The 23,657-nt window shown below is 55.6% G+C and carries 24 protein-coding genes; 17 read left to right on the top strand and 7 right to left on the bottom strand.

Features of this window, described 5'->3' with window-relative positions; genetic code table 11:
• Window positions 1-5: 5 nt before the first annotated feature.
• From hslV to tatC, 10 genes are all read left to right on the top strand, one after another.
• Entirely contained in the window at window positions 6-539 is a 534-nt protein-coding gene (gene hslV / locus E0L35_RS05460; RefSeq protein ID WP_007113850.1) for an ATP-dependent protease subunit HslV, read from the top strand.
• 51 nt (window positions 540-590) lie between these two features.
• On the top strand, window positions 591-1,913 hold the full coding sequence (gene hslU, locus E0L35_RS05455) for an ATP-dependent protease ATPase subunit HslU (RefSeq protein ID WP_009287441.1): 1,323 nt from the start codon (window positions 591-593) through the stop codon (window positions 1,911-1,913).
• Between the two features lie 112 nt (window positions 1,914-2,025).
• Window positions 2,026-2,409, top strand: a complete 384-nt coding sequence (locus tag E0L35_RS05450; RefSeq protein WP_027958645.1) for a DUF971 domain-containing protein — start codon at window positions 2,026-2,028, stop codon at window positions 2,407-2,409.
• 149 nt (window positions 2,410-2,558) lie between these two features.
• Window positions 2,559-3,314, top strand: a complete 756-nt coding sequence (gene ubiE / locus E0L35_RS05445; protein ID WP_009287442.1) for a bifunctional demethylmenaquinone methyltransferase/2-methoxy-6-polyprenyl-1,4-benzoquinol methylase UbiE — start codon at window positions 2,559-2,561, stop codon at window positions 3,312-3,314.
• Window positions 3,315-3,408: 94 nt separating this feature from the next.
• On the top strand, window positions 3,409-4,065 hold the full coding sequence (locus E0L35_RS05440; protein WP_027958644.1) for an SCP2 sterol-binding domain-containing protein: 657 nt from the start codon (window positions 3,409-3,411) through the stop codon (window positions 4,063-4,065).
• Entirely contained in the window at window positions 4,062-5,684 is a 1,623-nt protein-coding gene (gene ubiB, locus E0L35_RS05435; RefSeq protein WP_138799860.1) for a ubiquinone biosynthesis regulatory protein kinase UbiB, read from the top strand. The genes E0L35_RS05440 and ubiB overlap by 4 nt, the downstream gene beginning before the upstream one ends.
• A 31-nt stretch (window positions 5,685-5,715) precedes the next feature.
• Window positions 5,716-6,090 carry a phosphoribosyl-ATP diphosphatase gene (locus tag E0L35_RS05430; RefSeq protein ID WP_027958642.1) on the top strand — a complete coding sequence of 125 codons (375 nt, stop codon included), beginning with the start codon at window positions 5,716-5,718 and terminating at the stop codon, window positions 6,088-6,090.
• A gap of 173 nt (window positions 6,091-6,263) precedes the next feature.
• Entirely contained in the window at window positions 6,264-6,542 is a 279-nt protein-coding gene (gene tatA / locus E0L35_RS05425; RefSeq protein WP_022522099.1) for a Sec-independent protein translocase subunit TatA, read from the top strand.
• Between the two features lie 3 nt (window positions 6,543-6,545).
• Complete coding sequence (gene tatB, locus E0L35_RS05420; protein WP_138799859.1) at window positions 6,546-7,040, top strand: Sec-independent protein translocase protein TatB; 495 nt, start codon at window positions 6,546-6,548, stop codon at window positions 7,038-7,040.
• A complete protein-coding gene (gene tatC, locus E0L35_RS05415; RefSeq protein ID WP_009287443.1) occupies window positions 7,037-7,828 on the top strand; it encodes a twin-arginine translocase subunit TatC in 792 nt (263 codons plus the stop codon). Before tatB ends, tatC begins: the two co-directional genes overlap by 4 nt.
• Window positions 7,829-7,909: 81 nt before the next feature.
• Here tatC and elbB read toward each other — a convergent pair whose 3' ends face one another.
• A complete protein-coding gene (gene elbB / locus E0L35_RS05410; protein ID WP_138799858.1) occupies window positions 7,910-8,569 on the bottom strand; it encodes an isoprenoid biosynthesis glyoxalase ElbB in 660 nt (219 codons plus the stop codon).
• A 200-nt stretch (window positions 8,570-8,769) separates the two neighbouring features.
• Between elbB and hemB the strand changes: the two genes are divergently transcribed.
• Both hemB and ppk1 read left to right on the top strand, forming a co-directional pair.
• A complete protein-coding gene (hemB, locus tag E0L35_RS05405; protein ID WP_022522097.1) occupies window positions 8,770-9,780 on the top strand; it encodes a porphobilinogen synthase in 1,011 nt (336 codons plus the stop codon).
• 107 nt (window positions 9,781-9,887) lie between these two features.
• Window positions 9,888-12,077, top strand: a complete 2,190-nt coding sequence (gene ppk1 / locus E0L35_RS05400) for a polyphosphate kinase 1 (protein WP_138799857.1) — start codon at window positions 9,888-9,890, stop codon at window positions 12,075-12,077.
• Between the two features lie 64 nt (window positions 12,078-12,141).
• Here ppk1 and metE read toward each other — a convergent pair whose 3' ends face one another.
• On the bottom strand, window positions 12,142-14,439 hold the full coding sequence (gene metE / locus E0L35_RS05395; RefSeq protein ID WP_138799856.1) for a 5-methyltetrahydropteroyltriglutamate--homocysteine S-methyltransferase: 2,298 nt from the start codon (window positions 14,437-14,439) through the stop codon (window positions 12,142-12,144).
• Window positions 14,440-14,554: 115 nt separating this feature from the next.
• Between metE and E0L35_RS05390 the strand changes: the two genes are divergently transcribed.
• Entirely contained in the window at window positions 14,555-15,493 is a 939-nt protein-coding gene (locus tag E0L35_RS05390) for a LysR family transcriptional regulator (RefSeq protein ID WP_022522094.1), read from the top strand.
• On the opposite strand, the gene E0L35_RS05385 is transcribed toward E0L35_RS05390, so the two are convergent.
• Window positions 15,456-17,051 carry an ATP-binding protein gene (locus E0L35_RS05385; protein WP_138799855.1) on the bottom strand — a complete coding sequence of 532 codons (1,596 nt, stop codon included), beginning with the start codon at window positions 17,049-17,051 and terminating at the stop codon, window positions 15,456-15,458. The genes E0L35_RS05390 and E0L35_RS05385 overlap by 38 nt on opposite strands.
• A gap of 20 nt (window positions 17,052-17,071) precedes the next feature.
• Window positions 17,072-17,830 carry a winged helix-turn-helix domain-containing protein gene (locus tag E0L35_RS05380; protein ID WP_007113866.1) on the bottom strand — a complete coding sequence of 253 codons (759 nt, stop codon included), beginning with the start codon at window positions 17,828-17,830 and terminating at the stop codon, window positions 17,072-17,074.
• Window positions 17,831-18,060: 230 nt separating this feature from the next.
• On the opposite strand from E0L35_RS05380, the gene E0L35_RS26235 reads away from it, so the two are divergent.
• Window positions 18,061-18,201, top strand: a complete 141-nt coding sequence (locus E0L35_RS26235; RefSeq protein ID WP_162836279.1) for a hypothetical protein — start codon at window positions 18,061-18,063, stop codon at window positions 18,199-18,201.
• A 162-nt stretch (window positions 18,202-18,363) separates the two neighbouring features.
• On the opposite strand, the gene E0L35_RS05375 is transcribed toward E0L35_RS26235, so the two are convergent.
• From E0L35_RS05375 to E0L35_RS05365, 3 genes are all read right to left on the bottom strand, one after another.
• Entirely contained in the window at window positions 18,364-18,543 is a 180-nt protein-coding gene (locus E0L35_RS05375; RefSeq protein ID WP_022522092.1) for a PLDc N-terminal domain-containing protein, read from the bottom strand.
• A gap of 72 nt (window positions 18,544-18,615) precedes the next feature.
• The gene (locus E0L35_RS05370; protein WP_022522091.1) at window positions 18,616-19,143 is read right to left on the bottom strand and encodes a retropepsin-like aspartic protease; all 528 of its coding nucleotides are present in this window, start codon (window positions 19,141-19,143) and stop codon (window positions 18,616-18,618) included.
• Window positions 19,144-19,151: 8 nt separating this feature from the next.
• Window positions 19,152-20,543, bottom strand: a complete 1,392-nt coding sequence (locus E0L35_RS05365) for an MFS transporter (RefSeq protein WP_022522090.1) — start codon at window positions 20,541-20,543, stop codon at window positions 19,152-19,154.
• A gap of 200 nt (window positions 20,544-20,743) precedes the next feature.
• Between E0L35_RS05365 and E0L35_RS05360 the strand changes: the two genes are divergently transcribed.
• From E0L35_RS05360 to E0L35_RS05350, 3 genes are read left to right on the top strand one after another with little or no spacing between them, the layout of a single operon-like run.
• Window positions 20,744-21,469: a transporter substrate-binding domain-containing protein gene (locus E0L35_RS05360; protein WP_223828111.1), complete on the top strand. Its 726-nt coding sequence runs from the start codon at window positions 20,744-20,746 to the stop codon at window positions 21,467-21,469.
• A gap of 6 nt (window positions 21,470-21,475) precedes the next feature.
• Complete coding sequence (locus tag E0L35_RS05355) at window positions 21,476-22,189, top strand: transporter substrate-binding domain-containing protein (protein ID WP_022522088.1); 714 nt, start codon at window positions 21,476-21,478, stop codon at window positions 22,187-22,189.
• Entirely contained in the window at window positions 22,186-23,478 is a 1,293-nt protein-coding gene (locus E0L35_RS05350) for a sensor domain-containing diguanylate cyclase (protein WP_138799854.1), read from the top strand. The genes E0L35_RS05355 and E0L35_RS05350 overlap by 4 nt, the downstream gene beginning before the upstream one ends.
• Window positions 23,479-23,657 lie beyond the last annotated feature (179 nt).

Here is a 23,657-nt window from a genome sequence, read left to right as displayed (position 1 = left end):
TCTCCATGACCACTATTGTCTCCGTTCGTCGTGGTAATCAGGTCGCCCTCGCTGGCGACGGCCAAGTATCGCTGGGCAATACCGTAATGAAAGGTAACGCCAGCAAAGTACGCCGCCTCTACCGCGGTAAGGTACTGGCCGGGTTTGCAGGTGGCACGGCGGATGCGTTCACGCTGTTTGAGCGCTTTGAAGCGCAGTTGGAAAAGTACCAGGGCCATTTGACCAAGGCAGCGGTTGAGCTTGCCAAAGATTGGCGCACTGACCGGGCGCTGCGCCGCCTGGAAGCGCTGCTCGCCGTTGCGGATCACAGCGCCTCGCTCATCATTACCGGTAACGGTGACGTAGTCGAACCCGAGCGCGGCATTATTGCCATTGGCTCTGGCGGCAACTTCGCCCAAGCCAGCGCCCGGGCGCTACTGGAAAATACCGAGCTGTCGGCGCGTGAAATCACCGAGAAGTCGCTTTCGATCGCTGGTGATATCTGTGTATTCACCAACCACCACGTGACCCTCGAAGAGCTGTCGATTGACGATCGCTAATCAACTCACGCGATCCCCAAGCGCCGCTCACTGCACACTAAGGTTACTTATATGACTCAGATGACACCCCGCGAAATTGTTCACGCTCTAGACCAGTACATTATTGGCCAGCAGGATGCCAAACGCGCCGTGGCAATTGCTTTGCGTAACCGCTGGCGCCGTATGCAGCTCGATGACGACCTGCGCCCAGAAGTCACTCCTAAAAATATTTTGATGATCGGCCCCACCGGTGTGGGTAAAACCGAGATTGCCCGCCGCCTGGCCAAACTGGCTAAAGCGCCGTTTATTAAAGTCGAGGCGACCAAGTTTACTGAAGTTGGTTATGTAGGCCGTGATGTAGAGTCGATTATCCGCGACTTAATGGAAGCGGCGATCAAGATGGTGCGCGAACAGGCCAAAGAAGAAGTTAGCCACCGCGCCGAAGATGCTGCAGAAGACCGCGTGCTAGACGCCCTTCTGCCGCCGCCCCGTGGCCAGGAAGACAAGCCGCGGGAAGACAGCGGCACCCGCCAGACCTTCCGCAAGAAGCTTCGCGAAGGGCAGTTGGACGATAAAGAGATCGATATCGAAATCTCTTCCCAGGGCCAAGGCATCGATATCATGACGCCACCAGGTATGGAAGAGATGACCAGCCAGCTGCAGAGCATGTTCTCCAACATGGGCCAGCAGAAGCGTGAAAACCGCCGCGTAACAGTCAAAGAGGCGCTGGTACTGCTGCGCGATGAAGAAGCGGGCAAGCTGGTCAACGAGGAAGAGATCAAATCCCGCGCGGTCTACTCGGTCGAGCAACACGGCATCGTATTCCTGGATGAGATCGATAAAGTCGCCAAGGGTAGCGGCCAGTCCAGCGGTGGCGAAGTCTCCCGTGAGGGCGTCCAACGAGATCTGCTGCCGCTGATAGAGGGTTCCACCGTCTCGACCAAGTACGGCATGGTTAAAACCGATCACATCCTGTTTATCGCCTCCGGTGCTTTCCACCTGTCGCGCCCATCGGATCTGATCCCTGAACTACAGGGCCGCTTGCCGATCCGGGTTGAGCTTGACGCGCTAACGCCCAACGACTTTAAGCGCATTCTCACCGAGCCCTCCGCCTCGCTGACCAAGCAGTACCAAGCGCTGCTGGCCACCGAAGGGCTGGACGTAGAGTTTACTCCCGACGGTATCGAGCGCATCGCTCAGATCTCCTGGCAGGTCAACGAAGGCACTGAAAATATCGGCGCCCGCCGCCTACACACAGTGATGGAGCGGCTATTGGAAGAAGCCTCTTTCCGAGGCGGCGATATGGAGAGCCCGCTGGTAATTGACGGCGACTATGTCAATGCTCAGCTTGGCGAACTGGCGGTCGACGAAGACCTGTCGCGGTATATTTTGTAAGCTGCGTCTGCTGTTATTATCTGCATTGGTACCGTCAGCAACAGCAAGCCCGCTCTTTGCGGGCTTGCTGCTATGTTCATAAGCCATGGACACTTAGCGATGAGGTTTCATCATGAATGCGCCCACCCCCACTAGGGTTCACTACCATAAACAGGCCCGCGAGCTGGAGCTTGGCTACGCCAATGGGGAGAGTTTTCACCTCCCGGTTGAGTTTTTACGCGTCTATTCGCCTTCCGCCGAAGTGCGTGGCCACGGCGGCGACACCGCGGTACTGCAAGTGGGTAAAAAAGATGTCGGCCTGCAAAATATTACTCAGGCGGGCAACTATGCACTGAAACTGCACTTCGATGATGGCCATGACAGCGGGCTATTTAGCTGGAACTACCTGTATGACCTCGCGACCCACCAAGAAGCCTACTGGAACAACTACTTGCAGCGTTTAAAAGAGGCCGGTGCCTCGCGAGAGCCCGCCAGCATTCAATTCAAGCAACTGTGACTACCTGACTCATATCCTATACAAGAAGCCAGGCAGACAAGCCAGGGTGGACAAGGCTACAATGGCGTTAACTTTTAATCGCGTCGATCTCAGGGTCAAAAGACCTAAGGTCGATTTGCCATCGCCTCGAATTCGGGAGCTACTGCCCAATGAGCCCCACAGAAAAACGCACCACTGACTTTGGTTTTCAGGAAGTCCCAGTTGATGAAAAAGCTTCACGAGTGGCCGATGTTTTCCACTCCGTGGCTGCCCGCTACGATGTGATGAACGACCTGATGTCTATGGGCATCCACCGAGTCTGGAAGCGTCTTACCATTGAACGCGCAGGGGTGCGGCCTGGTCACCACGTGCTGGATATCGCGGGCGGCACAGGGGATTTAACGCTTAAGTTCTCCCGTTTGGTTGGCCCCCGGGGCAAAGTCGTACTTGCCGACATCAACGCCTCGATGCTCAAAGTGGGCCGCGACAAACTGATGGATAACGGCGTAGGCGGCAACGTCGAGTATGTTCAAGCCAATGCCGAAAGTCTGCCGTTTCCCGACAACAGCTTCGACTGCATCACCATTGCCTTTGGTTTACGTAACGTCACCGACAAAGACGCCGCGTTGCGCTCCATGGCCCGTGTGCTCAAGCCCGGTGGTCGCCTTTTGGTGCTGGAGTTCTCCAAGCCCAATAACCCGCTGCTCTCCAAGGCCTACGATGAGTACTCTTTCCGCCTGCTGCCCAAAATGGGTGAACTGGTGGCGGGGGACGGCGACAGCTACCGCTATCTGGCGGAGTCGATTCGCATGCACCCAGATCAGGAAACGCTTAAAGCCATGATGGAAGAGGCGGGACTTGAGCGGGTTGAGTACACCAACTTGACCGGTGGTATCGTTGCGCTGCACCGCGGCATTAAGTTATGACATTTCAAAGCAGTGCGACATTGCAAAACAGCATGACGTCCAAAAGCCAGACAACGTCCCTGCGGCCGATGACGCTATCTACCAAGAGGTCAGCATGCTGGTAACCCCGACCCTGCTGCTGGCCGGTTGTGAACGCACGCTCAACGCCCTGCTCTCCCGTGACCCCGCTGCTCCTGAACGGCTAGCGGCACTGGCGGGCAGCCGTCTACTGGTGCGCCTTGAGCAGCCCCACTTAGCACTGGTCATTCACTACCATCACGCCGGGCTCGACCTGATGCGCGGCGATGACGTTGATGAAACCGACGTAGACGCAGTGGTAGAGCTCACTCCGGAAACGTTTTCCGAGTGGATCAGCGGCGCCTCGATTGAACGCCTTATGTTTGACGGCAAGCTGGCGGTGCGCGGGCGTATCCATCTGCTTGAAGCCACTCGAGACCTGCTCTTCGACCTGGACATCGACTGGGAGAGCGAGCTGGCCCGCTGGCTGGGCGATATGCCCGCCCACTCCCTGGCCGAGGGACTGCGCCGCGCTGCCCGCTGGGGGCTGCGTGCCAAAGACGAGCTGATGCAGGATGTTTCTGAATATGTCTTTGAAGAGGCACGCCTGCTGCCAGGGCGGCAGCAGCGTAGCCTACTGCGCGAGCATCTGACCGAGTTAGAGGTGGCGACCGATCGCCTGGAAGCGCGACTAAACCGCTTACAGCGACGTCTAGAACAGCTACAGCTTGCGCCACAGGAGTCGCGCCCATGAGCCTGCGTCTGCTGCGGATAAGCTGGGTGATCAGCCGCCACCGGCTTGACACACTGCTGCCGCTAGAGCGGCTGCCCTGGTGGCTCCAGGCGCTGCTATGGTTTTCTCCGCTACGTTTGATCCCCGTTGGCAAGCGCTCGCGGGGCGAACGTCTGCGCTTGTCGCTGGAAGCACTGGGGCCGATTTTTATTAAATTCGGCCAAATGCTCTCGACCCGTCGCGACCTGCTGCCAGCGGATATCGCCGATGAGCTGAAACGCCTGCAGGATCAGGTGCCGCCCTTTCCCGGTGATCAAGCCGCCGACCGGGTCGAGAAAGCGCTGGAAATGTCGCTGGAAGAGGCCTTTGCTGAGTTTGACCGAGTGCCATTGGCCTCGGCGTCGATTGCCCAGGTGCACGCGGCAAGACTGCACGGCGGTGAAGACGTGGTGGTGAAAATCATTCGCCCCGGCATTGATCGCGTGATGCGTCAGGATATGGCGCTGATGTACCAAGTCGCCAAGCTATTCTCCAAAATCCCCGAGGCGCGTCGCCTGCGTCCGGTGGAAGTCATTCGCGACTACGAAGCCACGCTGTTTGACGAGCTGGATCTCTACAAAGAGGCCGCCAACACCTCGCAGCTCAAGCGCAACTTCAAAGACTCTCCGCTGCTGTTTGTGCCCACCATCTACTGGCCCTTCACCCGCCGCCATGTGATGGTGCAAGAGCGCATTCGCGGTATTCCGGTCGCCGATTTAGATACCCTGATTGCTCGTGGCACTAATTTGAAGAAGCTTGCAGAGCGCGGCGTCGAGCTGTTCTTTACTCAGGTATTCCGTGACAACTTCTTTCACGCGGATATGCACCCAGGCAATATTTTCGTCAACTGTGACAACCCCGAAGATCCCCAATACATTGCCATCGATTGCGGCATCGTCGGCAGCCTGACCCGGGAAGATCAGGACTACTTAGCGCGTAACCTACTGGCGTTTTTCCACCAGGACTATTATGAAGTCGCTGCGCTGCACATCGAATCCGGCTGGGTGGGCGAAAACACCCGCGCTAACGAATTCGCAGCGGCGATTCGCACCGTTTGTGAGCCCATTTTAGAGAAGCCGTTGAAAGATATCTCCTTCGGCCAGGTGCTATTGGGGCTGTTTCAAACTGCGCGGCGCTTTAATATGGAAGTACAGCCGCAGCTGGTACTGTTGCAGAAAACGCTGCTCAATATTGAAGGCCTGGGGCGCCAACTCTACCCGGATCTAGATCTGTGGAGTACCGCCAAGCCCTATTTAGAGCAGTGGATGAAAGAGCGTGCCGGGGTCAGCGGTTTATGGGAGTCGCTGAAGCGCCAGGCGCCGGAGCTTTCGCACCAGTTGCCCGAACTGCCCGTACTGGCTCACCAGGCGCTAAGCCGTATGGAGCACGAGCATCGCCAGCGCCACCAGCAAGTCGAATCGATCAACGACATGCGGGTGCAGATGGCGCGCCAGGGCAAACGCCTCTACCGCCTTCGGCTTGGCTTGATTCTGCTGGCGCTGGCACTGGCGTGGCAGCCATTAAGCGGTTGGATTGCACTTCAGGAGTGGCCGATACTAGCGGCCGCCGCCATTGGCCTACTGCTACTGGTATGGCAATAGAGTGACGCACTAAACGTTTACGAGGATTCCCATGGACAGCAACGCATTATCGCCTAACAATTCGACTAGCCATACTGATGTGCTGGATACGCTCAATGAGGTGCTAAAGCAGCGACGCCATGCAGCGGCAGAAGAATCTTATGTTGCCTCCTTGCATCATAAGGGTTTGAACAAGATACTCGAAAAGGTAGGCGAGGAAGCAACAGAAACAGTGCTTGCGGCAAAAGATGCCGAGCATGGTAGCGAGGCTGAACGCCAAGCATTGATTTCTGAAACCGCCGACCTGTGGTTTCATAGCCTGGTGATGCTGTCACACCTGGGGATGGATCATCAGGCCGTTTTAGACGAACTGGCACGGCGTTTCGGCATTTCCGGACACGAGGAAAAAGCCGCCCGCCAGCCATAGTTGCCACATAGGGCTGTCGCATAGTGGTAACGCGCGTACTGTAGTACTGCTCCTAGCCATAGGGCTTGTATTCATTGGCTCAGTGGTAAAAGAGATAGCGCTAAAATAGGTAGCACTCACTAAAATAGATAGCACTCAATCGATAGTTAACCTGCTCGCAAGAGGACACGCATATGTTAGGTGGTATTAGTATTTGGCAGTTGCTGATTGTGCTGGGCATCATCATTCTGGTTTTCGGCACCAAAAAACTGCGTAACGTGGGCACCGACCTAGGCGGGGCGGTCAAGGGCTTCAAGAAAGCCATGCACGACGAGGAGAAAAATAAAGAGGCGGACAAAGAGGACGCCGACCAACCCCATGCCAAAGTGAGCCATGAAGAGCCGGGCAACACTTACGACGTTCAAGCCGAAGAGAAACAAGCCGCCCACGACCGCAACGAAGAGCGCAAATAAACCATGCTGGATATCGGCTTTCTTGAACTGATGCTGATTGGGGTCGTCGGGCTGTTGGTGCTTGGCCCGGAGCGGCTGCCCCGCGCCGCCCGTACGACGGGCATGTGGATTGGTAAAATCAAGCGTACGGTATCCGGTATGCAGCGTGAAATCAGCGCCCAACTGGAAGCAGAAGAGCTGCGCCAAAAGCTCAATGAACAGCAAAAGAAGCTCGATGACAGCTTGAAGAAAGCGAAGCTGGACGTAGAGAGCATTGCCGATAGCCCGTCAGACGCAGCACCAGCGAAGCAGAGCGACACTGATAAGAGTGACACTGAGCAGCGCGTTGCCCAGGCCAGCTCTCGATTGGATGACGCCCTGCAAACGGTGCGAGAGGAAACGGTGCGTGAAGAAACACCTCCGTCATCATCTGCCTCGACTGCGCCCACCCGCGAGGCCGAACCTGAAACGCCTAACCCTGAGTCGGCTGCACTTAATAAGGATCGTAATCACCAATGAGCATGTCTGGCGATTCAAAGGAGCCGCGGGAAGAGCAGAGCCAAGCCCCCCTGATTGAGCACCTGATCGAGCTGCGCTCACGGCTAATGCGCGCCGTGATCGTTATCCTGGTGGTCTTTTTGGGCCTCTACTCCTTTGCCAATGATATCTACACCTTTGTTGCCGAGCCGTTGATGGCGCTGCTGCCCGAAGGCTCGCAGATGATCGCTACGGAAGTCGCTTCGCCATTCTTAGCGCCGTTCAAGCTCACTCTGGTAGTCGCGGTATTTATCGCTATTCCGTTTGTGCTACACCAAGCCTGGGCGTTTATCGCCCCGGGGCTTTACGACAATGAGAAAGCGCTGGCGATTCCGATTCTGGTTTCGAGCATTGCGCTTTTCTACGGCGGCGCGGCGTTTGCCTATTACGTTGTTTTTCCGCTGCTGTTTGAGTTTTTCACCCAAACCGGGCCGGAAAACGTCGCCGTGATGACCGACATTAACCAATATCTGAACTTCGTTCTTAAGCTGTTCTTTGCCTTCGGTGTAGCGTTTGAGATTCCTATTGCGACCTTTTTGCTTATCTTATCTGGCGCTACGTCGGTGGAAAGCTTGTCTAAAAAGCGCCCGTATATCCTACTAGGCTGCTTTGTTGTCGGCATGCTGCTAACGCCCCCGGATGTGATTTCACAGAGCCTACTGGCGGTACCGATGTATCTGCTTTATGAAGTCGGGCTGTTGTTTGGTCGCCTGGTGCGCAAGCGCAAAGAGGAGAAAGAGACTGCCGAAGAGCAAGAAGCAGACCTCTAAGCACTGGGATCAACGTCCAGATATTTAAAAGCCGCCGCCATGATCAATGGCGGCGGCTTTTGTATCAGCACAGTGGCGAGCTTAATCCATCATTTCTGCAATGCGATCCACCAGTTTAAAAATACCAGTTGCGGCTTCGCTGATCCGCGTTGCCAGCATATAAGCGGGTGTGGTGACCACCCGGTGCTCAAAATCCACCACGATATCTTCTACGCTACAGGTGCGGTGTAGCCCACCCATGGCGCTTATCGCCCCGGAAACCGCCGGGTCATTGCCCACCGTTACCGCAATGCCCTCATCCAATAGGCGTGGCACAAGTACGGGGGAAATACACATCAAACCAATCGGCTTGGCCTCTTGGTGAAAGCCCGTCAGCGACTCTTTTAGCGCTTCTAACACCTGCATATTGTCGCTGGCACTGGCAAAGTCCGAAAGGTTCTTGGCAACGCCAAAACCACCGGGCACAATCACTGCGTCAAAATCATTAGCCACTAATTCACTCAGTGGGCTGATCTCCCCTCGCGCCAAGCGAGCGGACTCCAGCAACACGTTACGCTGCTCGCCCTCCACTACTTCTTGGGTGAGGTGGTTAACCACATGGTGCTGCTCAATATCGGGGGCAAAACAGCGGTATCCAATGCCCAACTGATCCAAGCGCAGCAGGGTTAGCGTGGTCTCATATATTTCCGAGCCATCGTAAACGCCGCAGCCAGCTAAAATCACTGCCACCTGTTTGGTCATGCCTATCTCCTTATCCCAGGGTCTGCCGAACGCAATACAGCAAAGCTGTCGCTCACTTTAGTCAGTCTGCCGTGTCGCCACAAGACGGCTTTCGCCGCAGGGCATGGCTGATATACTGATTCCAGGCCTTCGGGCATGTTGATTTGCGATCCTTAATGTTCACGATCACTGATTTTTACGACCTCTAATGGAGAGCCCTCTTGAGTACACCCACTGCCCGCCACTTTCCCGCCACGCGCATGCGCCGTATGCGCCGCGACGATTTCTCACGCCGATTGATGCAGGAAAACAGCCTGAGTCCATCCGACCTGATTCTGCCCGTTTTTGTGTTGGAAGGTATCAATCAGCGCGAAGCCGTCGCCTCCATGCCCGGCGTTGAACGGCTGTCTATTGATCTGCTGATCGAGCAAGCTCGCGAAGCGTATGAACTGGGCATTCCAGCACTGGCACTCTTTCCTGTGGTTGGCTCCGAGCACAAGAGTGAGTTTGCTGAAGAGGCCTATAGCGCTAGCGGTTTAGTTCAGCGCAGCGTGCGTGCCCTTAAAGAAGCGCTACCCGAATTAGGCATTATCACGGACGTGGCGCTGGATCCTTATACCAGCCACGGTCAAGACGGCATTCTTGACGAACACGGCTATGTCCAGAATGACCGCACAGTGGATACCCTGCTCAAGCAGGCGCTCTCCCATGCCGAAGCGGGGGCCGATGTGGTCGCCCCTTCCGATATGATGGATGGCCGGATTGGTGCGATTCGCCAGGTGCTGGAGCAGGAACATTTACATAATGTGCGTATTATGGCCTACAGCGCCAAGTACGCCTCGCACTACTACGGGCCTTTTCGCGATGCGGTCGGTTCGGCTGCTAACTTGGGCAAAGCGGACAAGCGCACCTATCAAATGGATCCCGCTAACAGCGATGAAGCGCTCCATGAAGTGGCCATGGATATCGCCGAGGGCGCCGACATGGTGATGGTCAAGCCCGGCATGCCCTACCTAGATATCGTGCGGCGGGTAAAAAGCGAACTACAGGTACCCACCTTCGCCTACCAAGTCAGCGGCGAGTACGCCATGCACCGCGCGGCCTTCGACAACGGCTGGTTAGAAGCGGAGCCGGTAATACTGGAGTCGTTGATGTGTTTCAAACGGGCAGGCGCAGATGGCATTCTGACCTACTTCGCCCTAGATGCAGCGCGGTTACTTCAGCAACGCTAAGATGACAACCTGGTGACACCTTTTTGTCATCTTCTCCCCGCATACTGCACTGATATACAAGTATCAGGCTATGATACCTTCGAGCTATCAACGCGGGGAGATCCACTATGGACGAGCAAGCTTCAGATTCCTTACCACTGTCGTCTACCGATCACACCAGCAGCGACGGCGATACGCCGCTACGGATTAACCGTACCCCGACCGGCGTCCAGGCACGTGAAGCACAGCCTGAAACCGACCTCGACGATACCCAGCTCTACTTCAACCGCGAGCTATCGCATCTACAGTTCAATATCCGCGTGTTGGAGCAGGCGTTAGATGACGCCCACCCACTGCTCAATCGGCTAATGTTCCTGCTGATTTTCTCCTCCAACATGGATGAGTTTTTCGAGATTCGAGTGGCGGGCTTGAAGCATCAAATTGCCCTGGGCGACGACACCACCGCCGCCGATGGCCGCCTGCCCAAAGCGGTGTTGGCGGAGATCTCGCAGCTTGCCCACGCGCAAATTGATCGCCAGTATCAGATACTCAACGACACTTTGTTACCCGCGCTGGAAACCCATGGGCTGCGTTTTCGTCGCCGCGATCAGTGGACTGATGAGCAGAAAGCCTGGGTTAAGGCGTTTTTCGATAATGAAATTATGCCGGTCATTAGCCCGATCGGCCTCGACCCCTCGCACCCTTTCCCGCGTTTAGTGAATAAAAGCCTCAATTTTATTGTTGAGTTGGAAGGCAAAGATGCGTTTGGTCGCGCCGGGGGGATGGCGATTCTTCCCGCGCCGCGCTCGCTACCGCGTCTGATGGCACTGCCCAAGGAGCTCTGCGAGGAGGGATTCTCGGAATATGTTTTCCTCTCTTCGATGATTCATGCCCATGCCGAGGAGCTGTTTCCTGGCATGAGCGTACGCGGCTGCTATCAATTCCGGCTGACCCGCAACGCGGATATGAGCGTTGACCCAGAGGAGGTTTCGGATCTCGCCTCTGCGCTGCGCGGTGAGCTGCTGGCACGCCGCTACGGCAGCGGTGTGCGCCTGGAAGTTGCCGACAGTTGCCCTGATGACTTGACCAACTTTTTACTGCGCCAGTTTGAACTGGAAAGCGACGACTTATATCGCGTCAAAGGGCCGGTTAATTTAACCCGTATGATGTCGGTACTGGGGGACGTGGATCGCCCCGAACTACTCTATCGGCCGTTTACCCCCAGCATTCCCAAAGCGCTCAAAGCGGGTAGCCTGTTTGAAGCCATCGCCAAGAACGACATTCTACTCCATCACCCTTTCCAGTCGTTTACGCCGATTGAAGACCTGCTGCGCGAAGCCGCCCGGGATCCAAATGTACTGGCAGTGAAGCAGACCCTTTACCGTACCGGCGCAGACTCGGCCATTGTTAACGCACTGGTGGAAGCGGCCAGCCAAGGCAAAGAAGTCACTGTGGTCATTGAACTGCGCGCGCGCTTTGATGAGGCCGACAACCTACAGCTGGCTTCACGCTTGCAGGAAGCGGGGGCAATCGTTGTCTACGGCATTATGGCGTACAAAACCCACGCCAAAATGCTGCACATCGTTCGTCGCGAAAAAGGTGAACTTTGCTACTACGCGCACCTGGGCACCGGTAACTATCACTCTAAGACCGCCAAGCTATATACCGACTACAGCCTACTGACTGCCAACAAAGCGTTGTGTGCCGATGTTCATAAAGTGTTCCAACAGTTGTCTGGAATGGGCCGCGCACGCAAAATCGACACGCTGTTGCACGCGCCATTTACGCTGCATGAACGGTTGGTAGCAATGATCGACCGGGAAGCGCAGATAGCGCGTAAGGGTAAGCGCGGGCACATCATTATTAAGTGCAACTCGTTAACCGAGCCCAAGCTTATCAAAGCGCTCTACCGGGCCTCACAGGCGGGGGTAGAGTGCGATTTGATTATTCGCGGTATGTGCTGTTTGAAGCCAGGAGTACCGGGCGTTTCCGACAACATTCGCGTGCGCTCGATTATTGGTCGTCTGCTGGAGCATACCCGGGTCTTCCATTTCCACAATGACGGCAAGACGGAGACCTGGTGCTCAAGCGCGGACTTTATGGCGCGCAATATGTTCCACCGTGTAGAGACTTGCTTCCCGCTGCTGGATAAGAAGCTCGCCACCCGGGTACGCAAAGACCTGGAGACCTACCTGGTGGATAACTGCCAGAGCTGGCTGCTCCAGACCGACGGCAGCTACCTACTCCAGAATCCGGGCGACAGCGATGCCATTAGTGCCCAGGAAACCCTGCTCTACGCCTATGCATCAAAAAGCTAGGCATCGAAAAGTCAGCACTCCCCCGCTGCTTAGGGCAGCGGGAGGGATTCTGCCCTCTGCCCGTTTACGCATAGCGTTGGCGTAACACCTTAGCTGCTTCCACCATATTGGCCAGCGCTGGCTCTACTTCCGCCCAACCACGGGTTTTTAAGCCGCAGTCCGGGTTTACCCACAGCCGTTCGGCGGGGATTTTTTCCAGGGCTTTCTCCATCAAATCGACCATCCAGCTCACCTCGGGAATATTGGGGGTGTGGATATCGTAAACCCCTGGGCCGATTTCATTGGGATAAGCGAAGTCCTGGAAGGCATCCAGCAGGTGCATATCCGAACGCGACGTTTCAATGGTGATGACATCGGCATCAAGTGCTGCAATCGCGCCAATGATGTCGTTGAATTCCGAGTAGCACATATGGGTATGAATCTGGGTGGTGTTGGCCACACCTGCAGCGCTTAGCTGGAAGCTCTCTACCGCCCAATCAAGGTATGATTGCCACTCATCTTGGCGCAGCGGTAACCCTTCGCGTAGCGCTGGCTCATCGATTTGAATAATTTTGATCCCGGCTTTTTCCAGATCCAACACCTCATCGCACAGTGCCAAAGCAATCTGGCGGCAGGTGGTTTCCCGCGGCTGGTCATCACGCACAAACGACCACTGTAGAATCGTCACCGGCCCTGTCAACATGCCCTTCATGGGCTTATCGGTCAGGGTTTGGGCATACTCGCTCCAGCGCACCGCCATCGGGGCGGGGCGCGATACGTCACCGAAGATCACTGGCGGTTTCACGCAGCGTGAACCGTAACTTTGTACCCAGCCAAAACGGGTAAACGCAAAGCCTTCCAGCTGCTCGCCAAAGTACTCCACCATATCGTTACGTTCGGCTTCGCCATGCACTGGCACATCGATCCCCAGCGCCTGCTGGCGCTCAACGGCGTAGGCAATTTCAACTTGCATACGGGCTTCGTAGTCGGCTAATGCCAATTCACCGGCCTTAAAAGCACGCCGGGCGGCACGAATCGCATCGGTTTGCGGGAAAGAACCAATCGTCGTGGTGGGGAATAGCGGCAGCTTAAGCGCGCGACGCTGAGCCTCAGAACGCACACCATAAGGCGCCCGGCGCTGGCTATCGGCGGGGCGAACCGCCGCCAAACGCTCACTGACCTCAGCTTGGTGAATACGCGTTGATTCACGCCGGGCATCCAGCGCCCGTGTGGCCTGATCCAGTCGCTGCTCATCGGCAGGCGTGGCGCGGTTATCGATCAAGCGCGCCAAGGTGACCACCTCGTCAAGTTTCTGCCGCGCGAAAGCCAGCCAGCTGATCAGCTCATCACCAAGCTCCGTCTCCTGGGCCAAATCCACCGGCACATGCAGCAGCGAGCAGCTGGGTGCCAACCAAAGCCGCTGCCCCAGGCGCACTTTCAACGGCAGCAGGCGTTCTCGCAAGGCAGCCAAATCGGCCCGCCAGATATTGCGACCATCGACAAACCCCACCGATAGCACCTGATGGGGGCCAAGGCGGTCAATCACACCCTCGACTTGCTGGGGGGCGCGCACGGCATCAATGTGCAACCCTGCCACGGGCAAACGGGTCGCCAATGATAGGTTATCGCCCAAGCCGCCGAAGTAAGTGGCTAGCAATAGTTTTAGCGGCGCAGACTGAAGGCGATGATAGGCACGCTCATAGGCCTGCTGCCATGCCAGCGGCAGATCCTGCACCAGCGCAGGCTCATCCAGTTGCACCCACTCAATGCCTTGGGTGGCAAGCCGCGCTAATATTTCGCTATACACGTCGAGTGCGCTGTCGAGCAGCGTCAGGCGGTCAAAATCACCGCCCTTGGTTTTGCCAAGCCATAGCCAAGTCAGCGGCCCCGTCAGCGTTACTTTCGGGGTAAAACCCGCACGTAACGCTTCATCCACTTCGTCAAACAGCCGGTTGGATGCCAGAGTAAAGGTTTGCCCTTCGTGCAGTTCGGGGACGAGGTAGTGGTAGTTGGTATCGAAGTATTTGGTCATTTCACAGGCTGCGGCGGGCTCACCGCTGGGGGCTCTACCGCGGGCCATACGAAAGGTGGTGTCGAGATCGATATCGCCACCTGCCACTTCATTATTGGCGTTAAAGCGGGCAGGCACCGCCCCCAGCGCCACTGAAACGTTCAACACTTGGTCGTAAAATGCGAAATCGCCCACGCTAACGAAATCCAAACCCGCGTCCTGCTGTGCCTGCCAGTGGCGCAAACGCAGCTCGCGACCGGTGTTTTCCAGCTCGCTACGCGTACACTCGCCTTTCCAGTATGCTTCAGTGGCTTTTTTTAGCTCGCGCTGAGCGCCGATGCGGGGATAGCCGAGAATATGAGAAACTGTCATGATGAACCCTACCAACGTGAAATAATTCACACAGTCTGGGCACCAGGCCTTGATGAATCAAACTAAAGTTTCTAATAGTAAAGATGAAAAACACTCACGATGATTGAGCCACTACATGATTGAGTTACGACACCTACGCACGCTGCTGGCTCTGCGCGAAACCGGCTCCCTGGTCGATGCTGCCGATCGCGTGCATTTGACCCAATCGGCGCTTTCGCACCAGCTTAAAGATCTTGAGAGCCGCGTGGACAGCGCGCTTTTTGTGCGTAAAACCCGCCCGGTGGAATTCACCCGCGCGGGGCTGCGGCTGCTCGCCCTAGCCGACCAGGTACTGCCTGAAGTACGCAAGGCGGAGCGTGATTTGGCGCGCCTGGCAGGCACCGAGCAGGGGCGTTTGCATATGGCCATTGAGTGCCACAGCTGCTTTCAGTGGCTAATGCCCACAGTGGACTATTTTCGCGATCACTGGCCGGAAGTGGAAATCGACATTCCCAGTGGACACCACTTTGACCCGCTTCCGGCGCTTGCCCGAGAGCAGCTGGATCTGGTGATCACCGCTGACCCCCAGCCCCTTGAGGGCATTCACTACGCCCCGCTGTTTCGCTATGAAGGGTTACTGGCCGTCGCCCGCCAGCACCCTTTTGCTGGCCGGGGGTTTATAGAGCCCCAGGCACTGGCTGAGGAAACGTTGATTACCTACCCCGTTGAGCAGTCGCGATTGGATATTTTCACCCAGTTTTTGCAACCGGCGAACGTGCGTCCTCAGGAGATTCGTACCGCCGAATTGACGATTATGATGATGCAGCTGGTGGCCAGCGGGCGTGGCGTGTGTGCACTACCCAACTGGGCACTCACCGAGTATTTAGAGCGCGATTACGTTAGCGCGGTGAAGCTAGGCGAGCATGGGGTATGGAGCACGCTGTATGCGGCGATTCGCGAAGAGACCCGCGAAGCGCCATGGATGCAGGATTTTTTACGCACGGCGCGGGAGACCTCCTTTGCAGTGCTATCCGGGGTCAAGCCTGCGGATCGCGACGCGGAACCAGCAGCGTAAAGCGCGCGCCGCCCAAAGAGGGACTGGTATCGATGGTCACGCTACCACCGTGCCCGGCCATGATTTTCTGCACAATCGAAAGCCCTAACCCGTAGCCACCAGAGCTGCGAGCACGGCTATCGTCCAGACGGGCAAACGGCTTGAAAATATCCGCCCGCGCTTCCGGCGGAATGCCGGGGCCGTCGTCTTCAACGTCAATACGCACCAGATTGGGCTCATCCCAGAGGTGAATCATCACCTGGGACTTGGCATGGCGGCAGGCGTTGCCGACTAAATTCTGCACCGCACGCTGAAGATAGCGCGGCTCCGCCAGCAGCTCGATTTCAGGACCAGGCGCAAGCGCCAACGCTAAGCCCCTATGCAGCGGCGACAGCGTATCAATCACCCGTTCCGCCATGGCCCGACACTCTACCAGCGCCGTTTCAAGCTCAGCGCCATTAACCGTTTCTCCACCCAGTCGTGCATAGGTGAGAATTTCATCAACTAACTCATCGAGCTCGGCAATGTCCGCATCGATCCCCTGAAGCTGGCGGCGAATGGCGGGTTGGTCGGTCATATCCTCGACCATCTGCACGGCAAAGCGAATACGCGCGACCGGGGTGCGCAGCTCGTGGGAAACCGCCCGAATCATCTCCTGTTGACCGCGCAGCAGGCTCTGCACCTGATTGGCCATGCCATTAAAGGCCATCCCCAGGCGGCCTAAAAAATCACCGCTCTCTACCTTTACCCGGGTTTCCAGGCGGCCACTGGCAATCCGCGTGGCAGCCAGCTCCAGCCGCGCCATGCGGGCTTCGATACTGCGCATAATCAAATAAATAATCAGGCTGAGAACGATCATCAGCCCCATCAAAAGGGGTAAGTGCAAATTCAGCGGTAAGGTGTCGCCGCGGGAAATAGGCCCCGCTTGCAGCCATTGTGACTCGCCTGGCAACTGATAGAGCAGTGTAATTGAAAGCTTATCAGAAACGAGTTGGGTGATGACGTTGCCCCTGGCCAGCTGAGCCTGCTGCGCCGCCGTTAGTCCCGCAGGCAACGAAGGCAAAAGCTGCAACGGCCAACTCCCTGGGCGCAATTGGGCAATGCGGCCATCACGCTCTTCCGCGGGCGCTGCCGCGAGCCACCCACCAAGCAACTCAATGCTGCCATGCCACTGGTGCTCACTCCAGTCATCGAGTCGTGCTTGCAGCAGCCAGGTGTCGCCGGGCAAACGCTGTTGCAGTAGCCAGGGGCTTTCAGCGACCAGTATTTTGCCCTGCTCCAGGCGCGACCGTTCGAAAAATCCCAAATCCGCATCGCCGATAGGCTGCAGGGTCAGCTGTAAATCGAGCTGTTCCGAAAAATGCTCAAGCAGAGCATTTCGCTGTTCAGCCGGTGCGTCGGCGAGCTGTTGCGTCATCAACGACATAGGCAGCGCGGCGAGCTGCTCACGATAGTCTTCACGGCGCACCTGTTCGATAAAGGAGCGCCCCGCTAAGGCGATCACAAAAACCACTAATAGCGCGATGCCCAACAGCAAATAGAAGCGTAAAAACGAGCCGTTACTGAGCACCCGCCGCATGATGCCATCCCTCTGAATGATCAACTGTCTTTGACGAAAAGATAACCTTTGCTGCGCACGGTTTTGATCCGGTGAGGCTGATTCGGATCATCGCCAATTTTGGGTCGAATGCGCGATACGCGTACATCAATCGAGCGGTCTTGGCCGTCGTACTTAATGCCCCGTAAGTCGCTGAATATCTCTTCGCGGGTGAGTACTCGGCCAGCGTTACGGCCCAGTAACCAAAGTAGGTCAAACTCAGCGCTGGTTAAGTCAATTCGCTCGCCTGAAAGCCAGGCTTCACGAGTGGCGTTATCGATCTCCAGGTTTTCAAAACGCAGCCGCATTTCGCCGTCTGGTGCCGGCCCGTCGGCACGGCGCAGCAGCGCGCGCATACGCGCCAATAGCACCCGCGGTTGAACCGGCTTCGGCACGTAGTCGTCGGCGCCCATTTCGAGCCCCAAGACCTGATCAAGATCATCGGTGCGAGCGGTCAGCATCATGATCGGGCCGGCAAAATTGGGTCTAACACGACGACAAATCGCCAGGCCGTCCTCCCCCGGCAGCATTAAGTCTAAAATCACCAGATCGGGCTGTAGGGTTAAAATACGGTCGACCCCTTTCGCACCGTCAGCTTCCAGCGTTACTTGGAAGCCGTTCGCTTCCAAGTAATCACGGGTCAGCTCGGCTAAACGCTGGTCATCCTCAATGATCAGGACATGATCTTGATCAGGATAGTCAGGCATTACAGACTCTTGCGACTCAAGCGCCTGAAATTGCTGTTCCAAATGATCTACCATCCTCTTTATGCACTCCGCTTAGGCTGTTTATTTTTTCACCCGCTCACCCAATACCAACGCAGGCGCCCTATGATTGGCACTCAGGATAACTCAAAACTATCAAAACACCCGCTTCTGTCGTTACAATCATGCGCATTGATCGGTAGACAAGGCCCGATACTTGATTCTCGCACCTGCGGAAGCTACTGTTAAGGCGCGAACTGTCGACAATTTGACAGGAGGAACCTGCCATGGGAAGTAGCAAAACGAAAAGTGTCATTAAGCGTGTTTACGTTCCAGCCCAAGTGCGCGACCTGCCCAATGGGGAGAAGTTAAAAATCCCAGGGCATTACAAGGCGCCGCCAGGGGAAGAAAACGACACCATTGAGTAATGTTTGGTTAAGTACATCTATTGCTAAAGCATACTTAAAAAGGCAGACCACCAGTGGCCTGCCTTTTTTTACTTAGCTACTTTTTTACAACTACTTTTTTCGACTACACATTTTGACGCAATTGCACGAGGCGGGCTTTTCAACAACTTTGCTTTTCAGCGGCTACCCTTTGGGCCCAAACAGAAACCATGCAATTAAGCCGACTAACGGGAAAAACAGCAGCACCAGGATCCATATCAGCTTAGCAAGACCACCCGCGCCGCTTTTGGCTACTTTCACAATGGCCCAGATCACAATGATGAGCCAAATTAGCCCTAATAAACCACCTACTTCAATGCCCATAGCAACTCCTTAGCATGTTGGCACTCGTATTAATTTAGACAATCATATCAGTGGCACATTCACAAGCCGAACTCACTGCTCGGGAAGGCTCAACACCATCTCACCCGACTGTATTTCAATCGACAATAAATTTAAAAAGCTCATGCCGAGTAGAACGGTGTCACGCTCCATGCCGGGGCTGATAGACCCCTGCACATTCTGCACTTTTAGACCGCCCAGAGAAACCTCATCGAGTTCGGTTAAAGTACCTTCAACTCGACCATTGGCGGTATTGAACCAAGCGCGGCGTCCCGGTTTTAGGCCTAACTCGCTAGCCAAATCGACCGGTATGGCGACATAGGTGGCGCCAGTATCGAGCAAAAAGGTCACCGGCGTGCCGTTGATGCGTCCCGGCGCTTCAAAGTGCCCTGCCCGGTTACGTTTTAAGGTAACCGGCTCACCTGCAGGTAGCGTATGCACAATATTCGCGTTCGGGCGCATCATCTCTTCGAGACCACCGTGAATCCACCAAGTGCCCACCGCCATTAACAGCACCCAAAACAGCAGCATCATAACGATACCACCGCGTTGCGCTGTTTGACCTGCTAGGTGCGTTGCCATGCTCCACCTCACTGAGGTAAGGATGCCTCGTTAGCGTTATTAGTGTTGCTATAGCTGTTGGCTTCCCAGGCGAGCGCCGCCTCCCGACCACGGCGCTCGTTGACCCTGGCGCAAATCAGCATCGCGATAACGAACAGGGCAACACATAATAGAATAGACGCTTGCAAACCAACCAGCGTCTGCAACACCCCCAGCATGACGATCCCCAACACCCCTGCCAACTTATTCGCCAGCCCCCAGAAGCCGAAGAACTCGGCTGATTTCTCCAAGGGTGAAAATAGCCCCACCAGAGCCCTGCTGGCAGATTGGCTGGAACCCAGGCTAAGCCCCGCCAGGCAGCCGACTATCAAAAATACGTACTGTGCCTGCCACTGCAGGTCAAACTGCCCGTTTACCCACTGCGTCATCTCCGGCGTTGCCCAGATAGCAATAATCGCCAACACCCATAGCGCCAGGGTCATTTGGTACGTTCGCTTGGCACCTAGCTGATCCTGTATCCAGCCAAACCCCAGAGCCCCTGCTGCAGCGGTCACTTGGACAATAATAAACATGATATTACGTACGCTTTCATCCCAGCCGATCACTTGAGCACCATAAATAAAGGCGAACGCGATGATGATGTAGACGCCGGCCATCGAGAACAGCAGTGAAATCAAAAATACCGTCAGATCTTTAAAATAGCGCAGCTCGTGAAGGGTGGTGGTGACGCGGTTCAGGGCAATATGCCGATAAGAGACGCCACGGGGCTGAGGGGTGCCTCGCTCTTTTAGCCATAAAAACGTAGGAATAGCGGTAATCAGAAAAAAGCCGGCCGCAAAGGGCCCCACCCAGCGTATGCGCTCAAAGTTTTCCGCGCTGGCCTCGCCTAGCACCACCAGGGTAAAACCTGCCGCAAACAGTCCACCGATGTAGCCGAGCGCCCAACCAAAGCCAGAAATTTTGCCCAGCGACTGCGGCGGCCCAAGTTCAGGTAAAAATGCAGCAATAAATGACTCCCCCATGGAGTACGCGTAGTTAGACAGCACGATCAATAACAAGCCGATAACGACATAGCCCGGCTCAACGAAGTAGAGCATACCCGTAGTGACCACGGTGGCGAGATAACTAATCAGCAGAAAGCGTTTTTTCTCCGCTCGGTAATCCATCACCGCTCCGCACAACGGCGCGGTAATCACCACCATTAGATAACTAATCGCCAAGGCCAGGCTCCACAAAAAGTTGGCCAACCGGAAATTATCGCCCCGATCCCCCACAATGACTGTGGTGAAAAGTTCGCCAAATACCACGGTAATAATCAAAAGCGTGTAGGCCTGGTTGGCAAAATCAAACATCGCCCAGCCGAAAATTTCTCGACGCGATGCGTAGCCATCCGTCGCCTTAGCAGTGTTAGCAGGCAGCATTAGTTTTCTCTCACAGGGGAAGCCGTAAGGCTAGCAGATAGAACCGCCAAGGCGCCACGGCTTGCGTTGGCAGATTAGAGATGACAGCCGACCAGCGTTGCTCTAAGTTTGATTGATTGATCAGTAATACGGATAGAACTGCGATGGGATTAGCCCAGCCATCTCTACGGCCAGTGTACCGACAACCCTTAACCAGGTTGATGGCCACGCTATGCCTCTGGCTGGCAATCGTCGCAAGCGGACAGGCTGATGAGCCCGACACCTTGGCGGCATTAACCTTTATTACTGAAGAGTACCCGCCCTATAACTATATCGATAATCAGCAATTAACCGGGATATCGATTGATTTGTTGGAGGCTATTTTTGCAGCGACAGAAACACCATTAAGCCGTAATGACGTCCGTCACTACCCTTGGATTCGCGGCTATGAGCTGGCGCGCAGCCAACCTAATACGGTGCTATTTTCCACTACGCGTACGCCCTCAAGAGAGGTCAATTTCCACTGGGTGGGGCCGATTGCTCAAGACCGGGTCGTACTGCTAGCCCACCGCGACGCACCGATTGTGGTTGATTCTTTGGCTCAAGCGATTGATCGCGGCCTGACCGTAGCGGTCATTCGGGAAGATATCGGTGCCCAGGCACTGTTGGAAGCTGGCTATCCTGAGCACTTACTCGTATCCGCTATTGATAACCGAAGCGCACTCAATATGCTAACCCGCGGGCGAGTTGACCTATGGGCTTACAGTCAGAATGTGGCTGGCTGGATAGCGGAGTCAGAAGGTTATCCTAAAGATATTTTAACCCCCACACACACCCTCAGCGAATCTTCGCTATACTTTGCCATCAACAAAGCCACGGATCCACGTCTGGTAGCGCTGATGCAGCAGGCCTTAAACAGGGTGCAAGCGGGACGAGTCGAGAGGTAGTTGACGATGGCTAACGACCTAACTCGCCGATGGCAATACTGCATGGGCGTTGCCCTGATCACCGTTATCGGTAGCTGCAGTCTGCCACTTCATGCGATGCCGCTGACGATCAATACCGAAGAGTATCCACCGTTCAATTATTCGGACGACCAAGGGCAAATAATCGGTAGTGCGACGCGACTGCTACGTGATGCGCTTCGCCAAGCTGACATAGAGGCTAATTTTCGGCTGCTGCCTTGGGCACGCGCTTACACCGAAGCACGCTTAAGGGAGAACCATTGCGTCTACTCCACCACCCGCACCCTTGAGCGTGAAGCGCTGTTTCACTGGGTGGGGCCACTGGTCGACAATGAATGGGCAGCGTTCAGTTTAGCCGAGCGTGGGCTCAATGTTGATTCACTTTCCGGGCTGAACGCTTGGCGAGTGGGCAGTTTTAGGGAAGATGCCATAGGCGATTACGTCGCTGATAGCGGCATTAATGTGCTACTTGCTCCTTCGGAGCGAGAAAATATCGCGCGTTTAAAGGCGGGGCTACTAGATGTGATTGTGACAGGCAAAGCAACCGGTGAATTTATGGCACATGAACAGGACATCGCGCTAGCGCATTTATTTACTTTTTATCGCGCACCGCTTTATCTCGCCTGCCACCTCAACGTTTCGAAAGCACTGCTGGAGCGACTGCAAGCCCAGCTGGATGCCCTGCAGGGGGAGAGCCAGTGATAAGCCCCCGCCCTCGCTTTCCTATGTTGACCACTGGCGTCGCGCCTAAAAAAGGCAGCCTGACCACTAAGCAAGCGCTACTCACCCTGCTCATTGCTATGCTGATTAGTGGTGTAGCAGGAAGTATTGAACTTCTCAGCCACGCTACCAATATGCGCCAGGAAACCGAGCAACGCATTACTCAACAGTTGGCGGTCGTTAACGGCGCCGCAGCAGAGGCCGCTTTCCAGCTTAACCCCGACCTCGCCCACCAAATCGCCTATGGGCTATTTAATGCTGACGAGGTCGCATGGGTGTCGATTCGTGACGATTTTGGGCGCGCTCTGGCTGAATTTGAGAGGCCAAAACAGGCTGATTCGACGTGGCTCAGCCAATATTTATTTGGCGATATACTGCACCACCAAACCGACCTCGCCTACTACATGGGCAGCGACATGCCGGAAGCGGTCGTCGGCGAGATTGAGCTGATGCTGGCAGAAGGCTACTTAACCCAGCAGTTCCTCGCGCGTATTTACACGGTGGTCGGGGTGAGTATTTTAGAGGCGTTTATTTTAAGCCTAGTGGTGATCGCTTTTTTTCATCTATTTATTACTCGCCCATTGCTCAAGGTACACGCAGCTATTGCCCAAACCGATCCCAATCGTCCCGGCCAGTGGCCCAAGCCAATGTTGCGAGGACATCAGCATGATGAGTTAGGGCATCTGGTGGATAGTTTGGATCATTTGTTAAACGCGTTTCAGCAAGGCTTGGAGCAGCGCGACCAGCTCCATCATCTCTCTAATATGGATGGCTTGACGGGCGTGGCGAACCGACGCCACTTCGATGAGTTTTATCAACAACACTGGCACTTGGCGCAGCAAACCCAGCAGCCGCTATCGGTGATTTTTATCGATATCGATAACTTTAAGGAATTTAACGATCATTATGGGCACGCCATGGGCGACGACACCCTGCGCGCCGTAGCAAAAGCGCTCAATCAGTGCATTGCCCCCGCCAGGGATTTACTCTCCCGCTACGGCGGCGAAGAATTTGTCTGTGTACTGCCAGGTCAGGATCATGACGACGCTGTGGGCGTTGCCAACTGCTTGCGCGAAGCAGTGCTGTCACTGGCCATTCCTCATGCTTTTTCAAGCACCCATTCAGAGCTTACCGTTAGCATGGGTGTTGCCAGCATGTCGCCCGGCTTATCAATTAGTGCTGAAGCGCTGATTGAGCGTGCCGACCAGCACCTTTACCACGCCAAACGGCTGGGCCGAAACCGGGTCGAAACACGCAAACGCCCGGCATAAAGCCGGGCGTTAAGCACACATATTGCACAGAGCTGGTACTTTAAAGCAGCCAGTGAGCGGCCACAGCAGCCAGACCAATGATCATCGCCGTTAGCACCGCTACTGTGACTACCCTATCTAGCCAGCGATCGAAAGCAACTCCTTTAGCCTGCCGTCGTGTCGCTCCATGGCGCCCTTGC

It is taken from the genome of Halomonas sp. ATBC28 (assembly GCF_005937175.1).
GTDB lineage: Bacteria > Pseudomonadota > Gammaproteobacteria > Pseudomonadales > Halomonadaceae > Vreelandella > Vreelandella titanicae.
The sequence above is the reverse complement of the archived record's forward strand: the minus strand, read 5'-3'. Positions and strand labels throughout refer to the sequence as shown.

Excerpts from the sequence above, each read along its gene's own strand:
- hslV (WP_007113850.1), top strand. The coding sequence starts at position 6 with ATGACCACTATTGTCTCCGTTCGTCGTGGTAATCAGGTCGCCCTCGCT.
- hslU (WP_009287441.1), top strand. The coding sequence starts at position 591 with ATGACTCAGATGACACCCCGCGAAATTGTTCACGCTCTAGACCAGTAC.
- E0L35_RS05450 (WP_027958645.1), top strand. The coding sequence starts at position 2,026 with ATGAATGCGCCCACCCCCACTAGGGTTCACTACCATAAACAGGCCCGC.
- ubiE (WP_009287442.1), top strand. The coding sequence starts at position 2,559 with ATGAGCCCCACAGAAAAACGCACCACTGACTTTGGTTTTCAGGAAGTC.
- E0L35_RS05440 (WP_027958644.1), top strand. The coding sequence starts at position 3,409 with ATGCTGGTAACCCCGACCCTGCTGCTGGCCGGTTGTGAACGCACGCTC.
- ubiB (WP_138799860.1), top strand. The coding sequence starts at position 4,062 with ATGAGCCTGCGTCTGCTGCGGATAAGCTGGGTGATCAGCCGCCACCGG.
- E0L35_RS05430 (WP_027958642.1), top strand. The coding sequence starts at position 5,716 with ATGGACAGCAACGCATTATCGCCTAACAATTCGACTAGCCATACTGAT.
- tatA (WP_022522099.1), top strand. The coding sequence starts at position 6,264 with ATGTTAGGTGGTATTAGTATTTGGCAGTTGCTGATTGTGCTGGGCATC.
- tatB (WP_138799859.1), top strand. The coding sequence starts at position 6,546 with ATGCTGGATATCGGCTTTCTTGAACTGATGCTGATTGGGGTCGTCGGG.
- tatC (WP_009287443.1), top strand. The coding sequence starts at position 7,037 with ATGAGCATGTCTGGCGATTCAAAGGAGCCGCGGGAAGAGCAGAGCCAA.
- elbB (WP_138799858.1), bottom strand. The coding sequence starts at position 8,569 with ATGACCAAACAGGTGGCAGTGATTTTAGCTGGCTGCGGCGTTTACGAT.
- ppk1 (WP_138799857.1), top strand. The coding sequence starts at position 9,888 with ATGGACGAGCAAGCTTCAGATTCCTTACCACTGTCGTCTACCGATCAC.
- metE (WP_138799856.1), bottom strand. The coding sequence starts at position 14,439 with ATGACAGTTTCTCATATTCTCGGCTATCCCCGCATCGGCGCTCAGCGC.
- E0L35_RS05390 (WP_022522094.1), top strand. The coding sequence starts at position 14,555 with ATGATTGAGTTACGACACCTACGCACGCTGCTGGCTCTGCGCGAAACC.
- E0L35_RS05385 (WP_138799855.1), bottom strand. The coding sequence starts at position 17,051 with ATGCGGCGGGTGCTCAGTAACGGCTCGTTTTTACGCTTCTATTTGCTG.
- E0L35_RS05380 (WP_007113866.1), bottom strand. The coding sequence starts at position 17,830 with ATGGTAGATCATTTGGAACAGCAATTTCAGGCGCTTGAGTCGCAAGAG.
- E0L35_RS26235 (WP_162836279.1), top strand. The coding sequence starts at position 18,061 with ATGGGAAGTAGCAAAACGAAAAGTGTCATTAAGCGTGTTTACGTTCCA.
- E0L35_RS05375 (WP_022522092.1), bottom strand. The coding sequence starts at position 18,543 with ATGGGCATTGAAGTAGGTGGTTTATTAGGGCTAATTTGGCTCATCATT.
- E0L35_RS05370 (WP_022522091.1), bottom strand. The coding sequence starts at position 19,143 with ATGGCAACGCACCTAGCAGGTCAAACAGCGCAACGCGGTGGTATCGTT.
- E0L35_RS05365 (WP_022522090.1), bottom strand. The coding sequence starts at position 20,543 with ATGCTGCCTGCTAACACTGCTAAGGCGACGGATGGCTACGCATCGCGT.
- E0L35_RS05360 (WP_223828111.1), top strand. The coding sequence starts at position 20,744 with ATGGCCACGCTATGCCTCTGGCTGGCAATCGTCGCAAGCGGACAGGCT.
- E0L35_RS05355 (WP_022522088.1), top strand. The coding sequence starts at position 21,476 with ATGGCTAACGACCTAACTCGCCGATGGCAATACTGCATGGGCGTTGCC.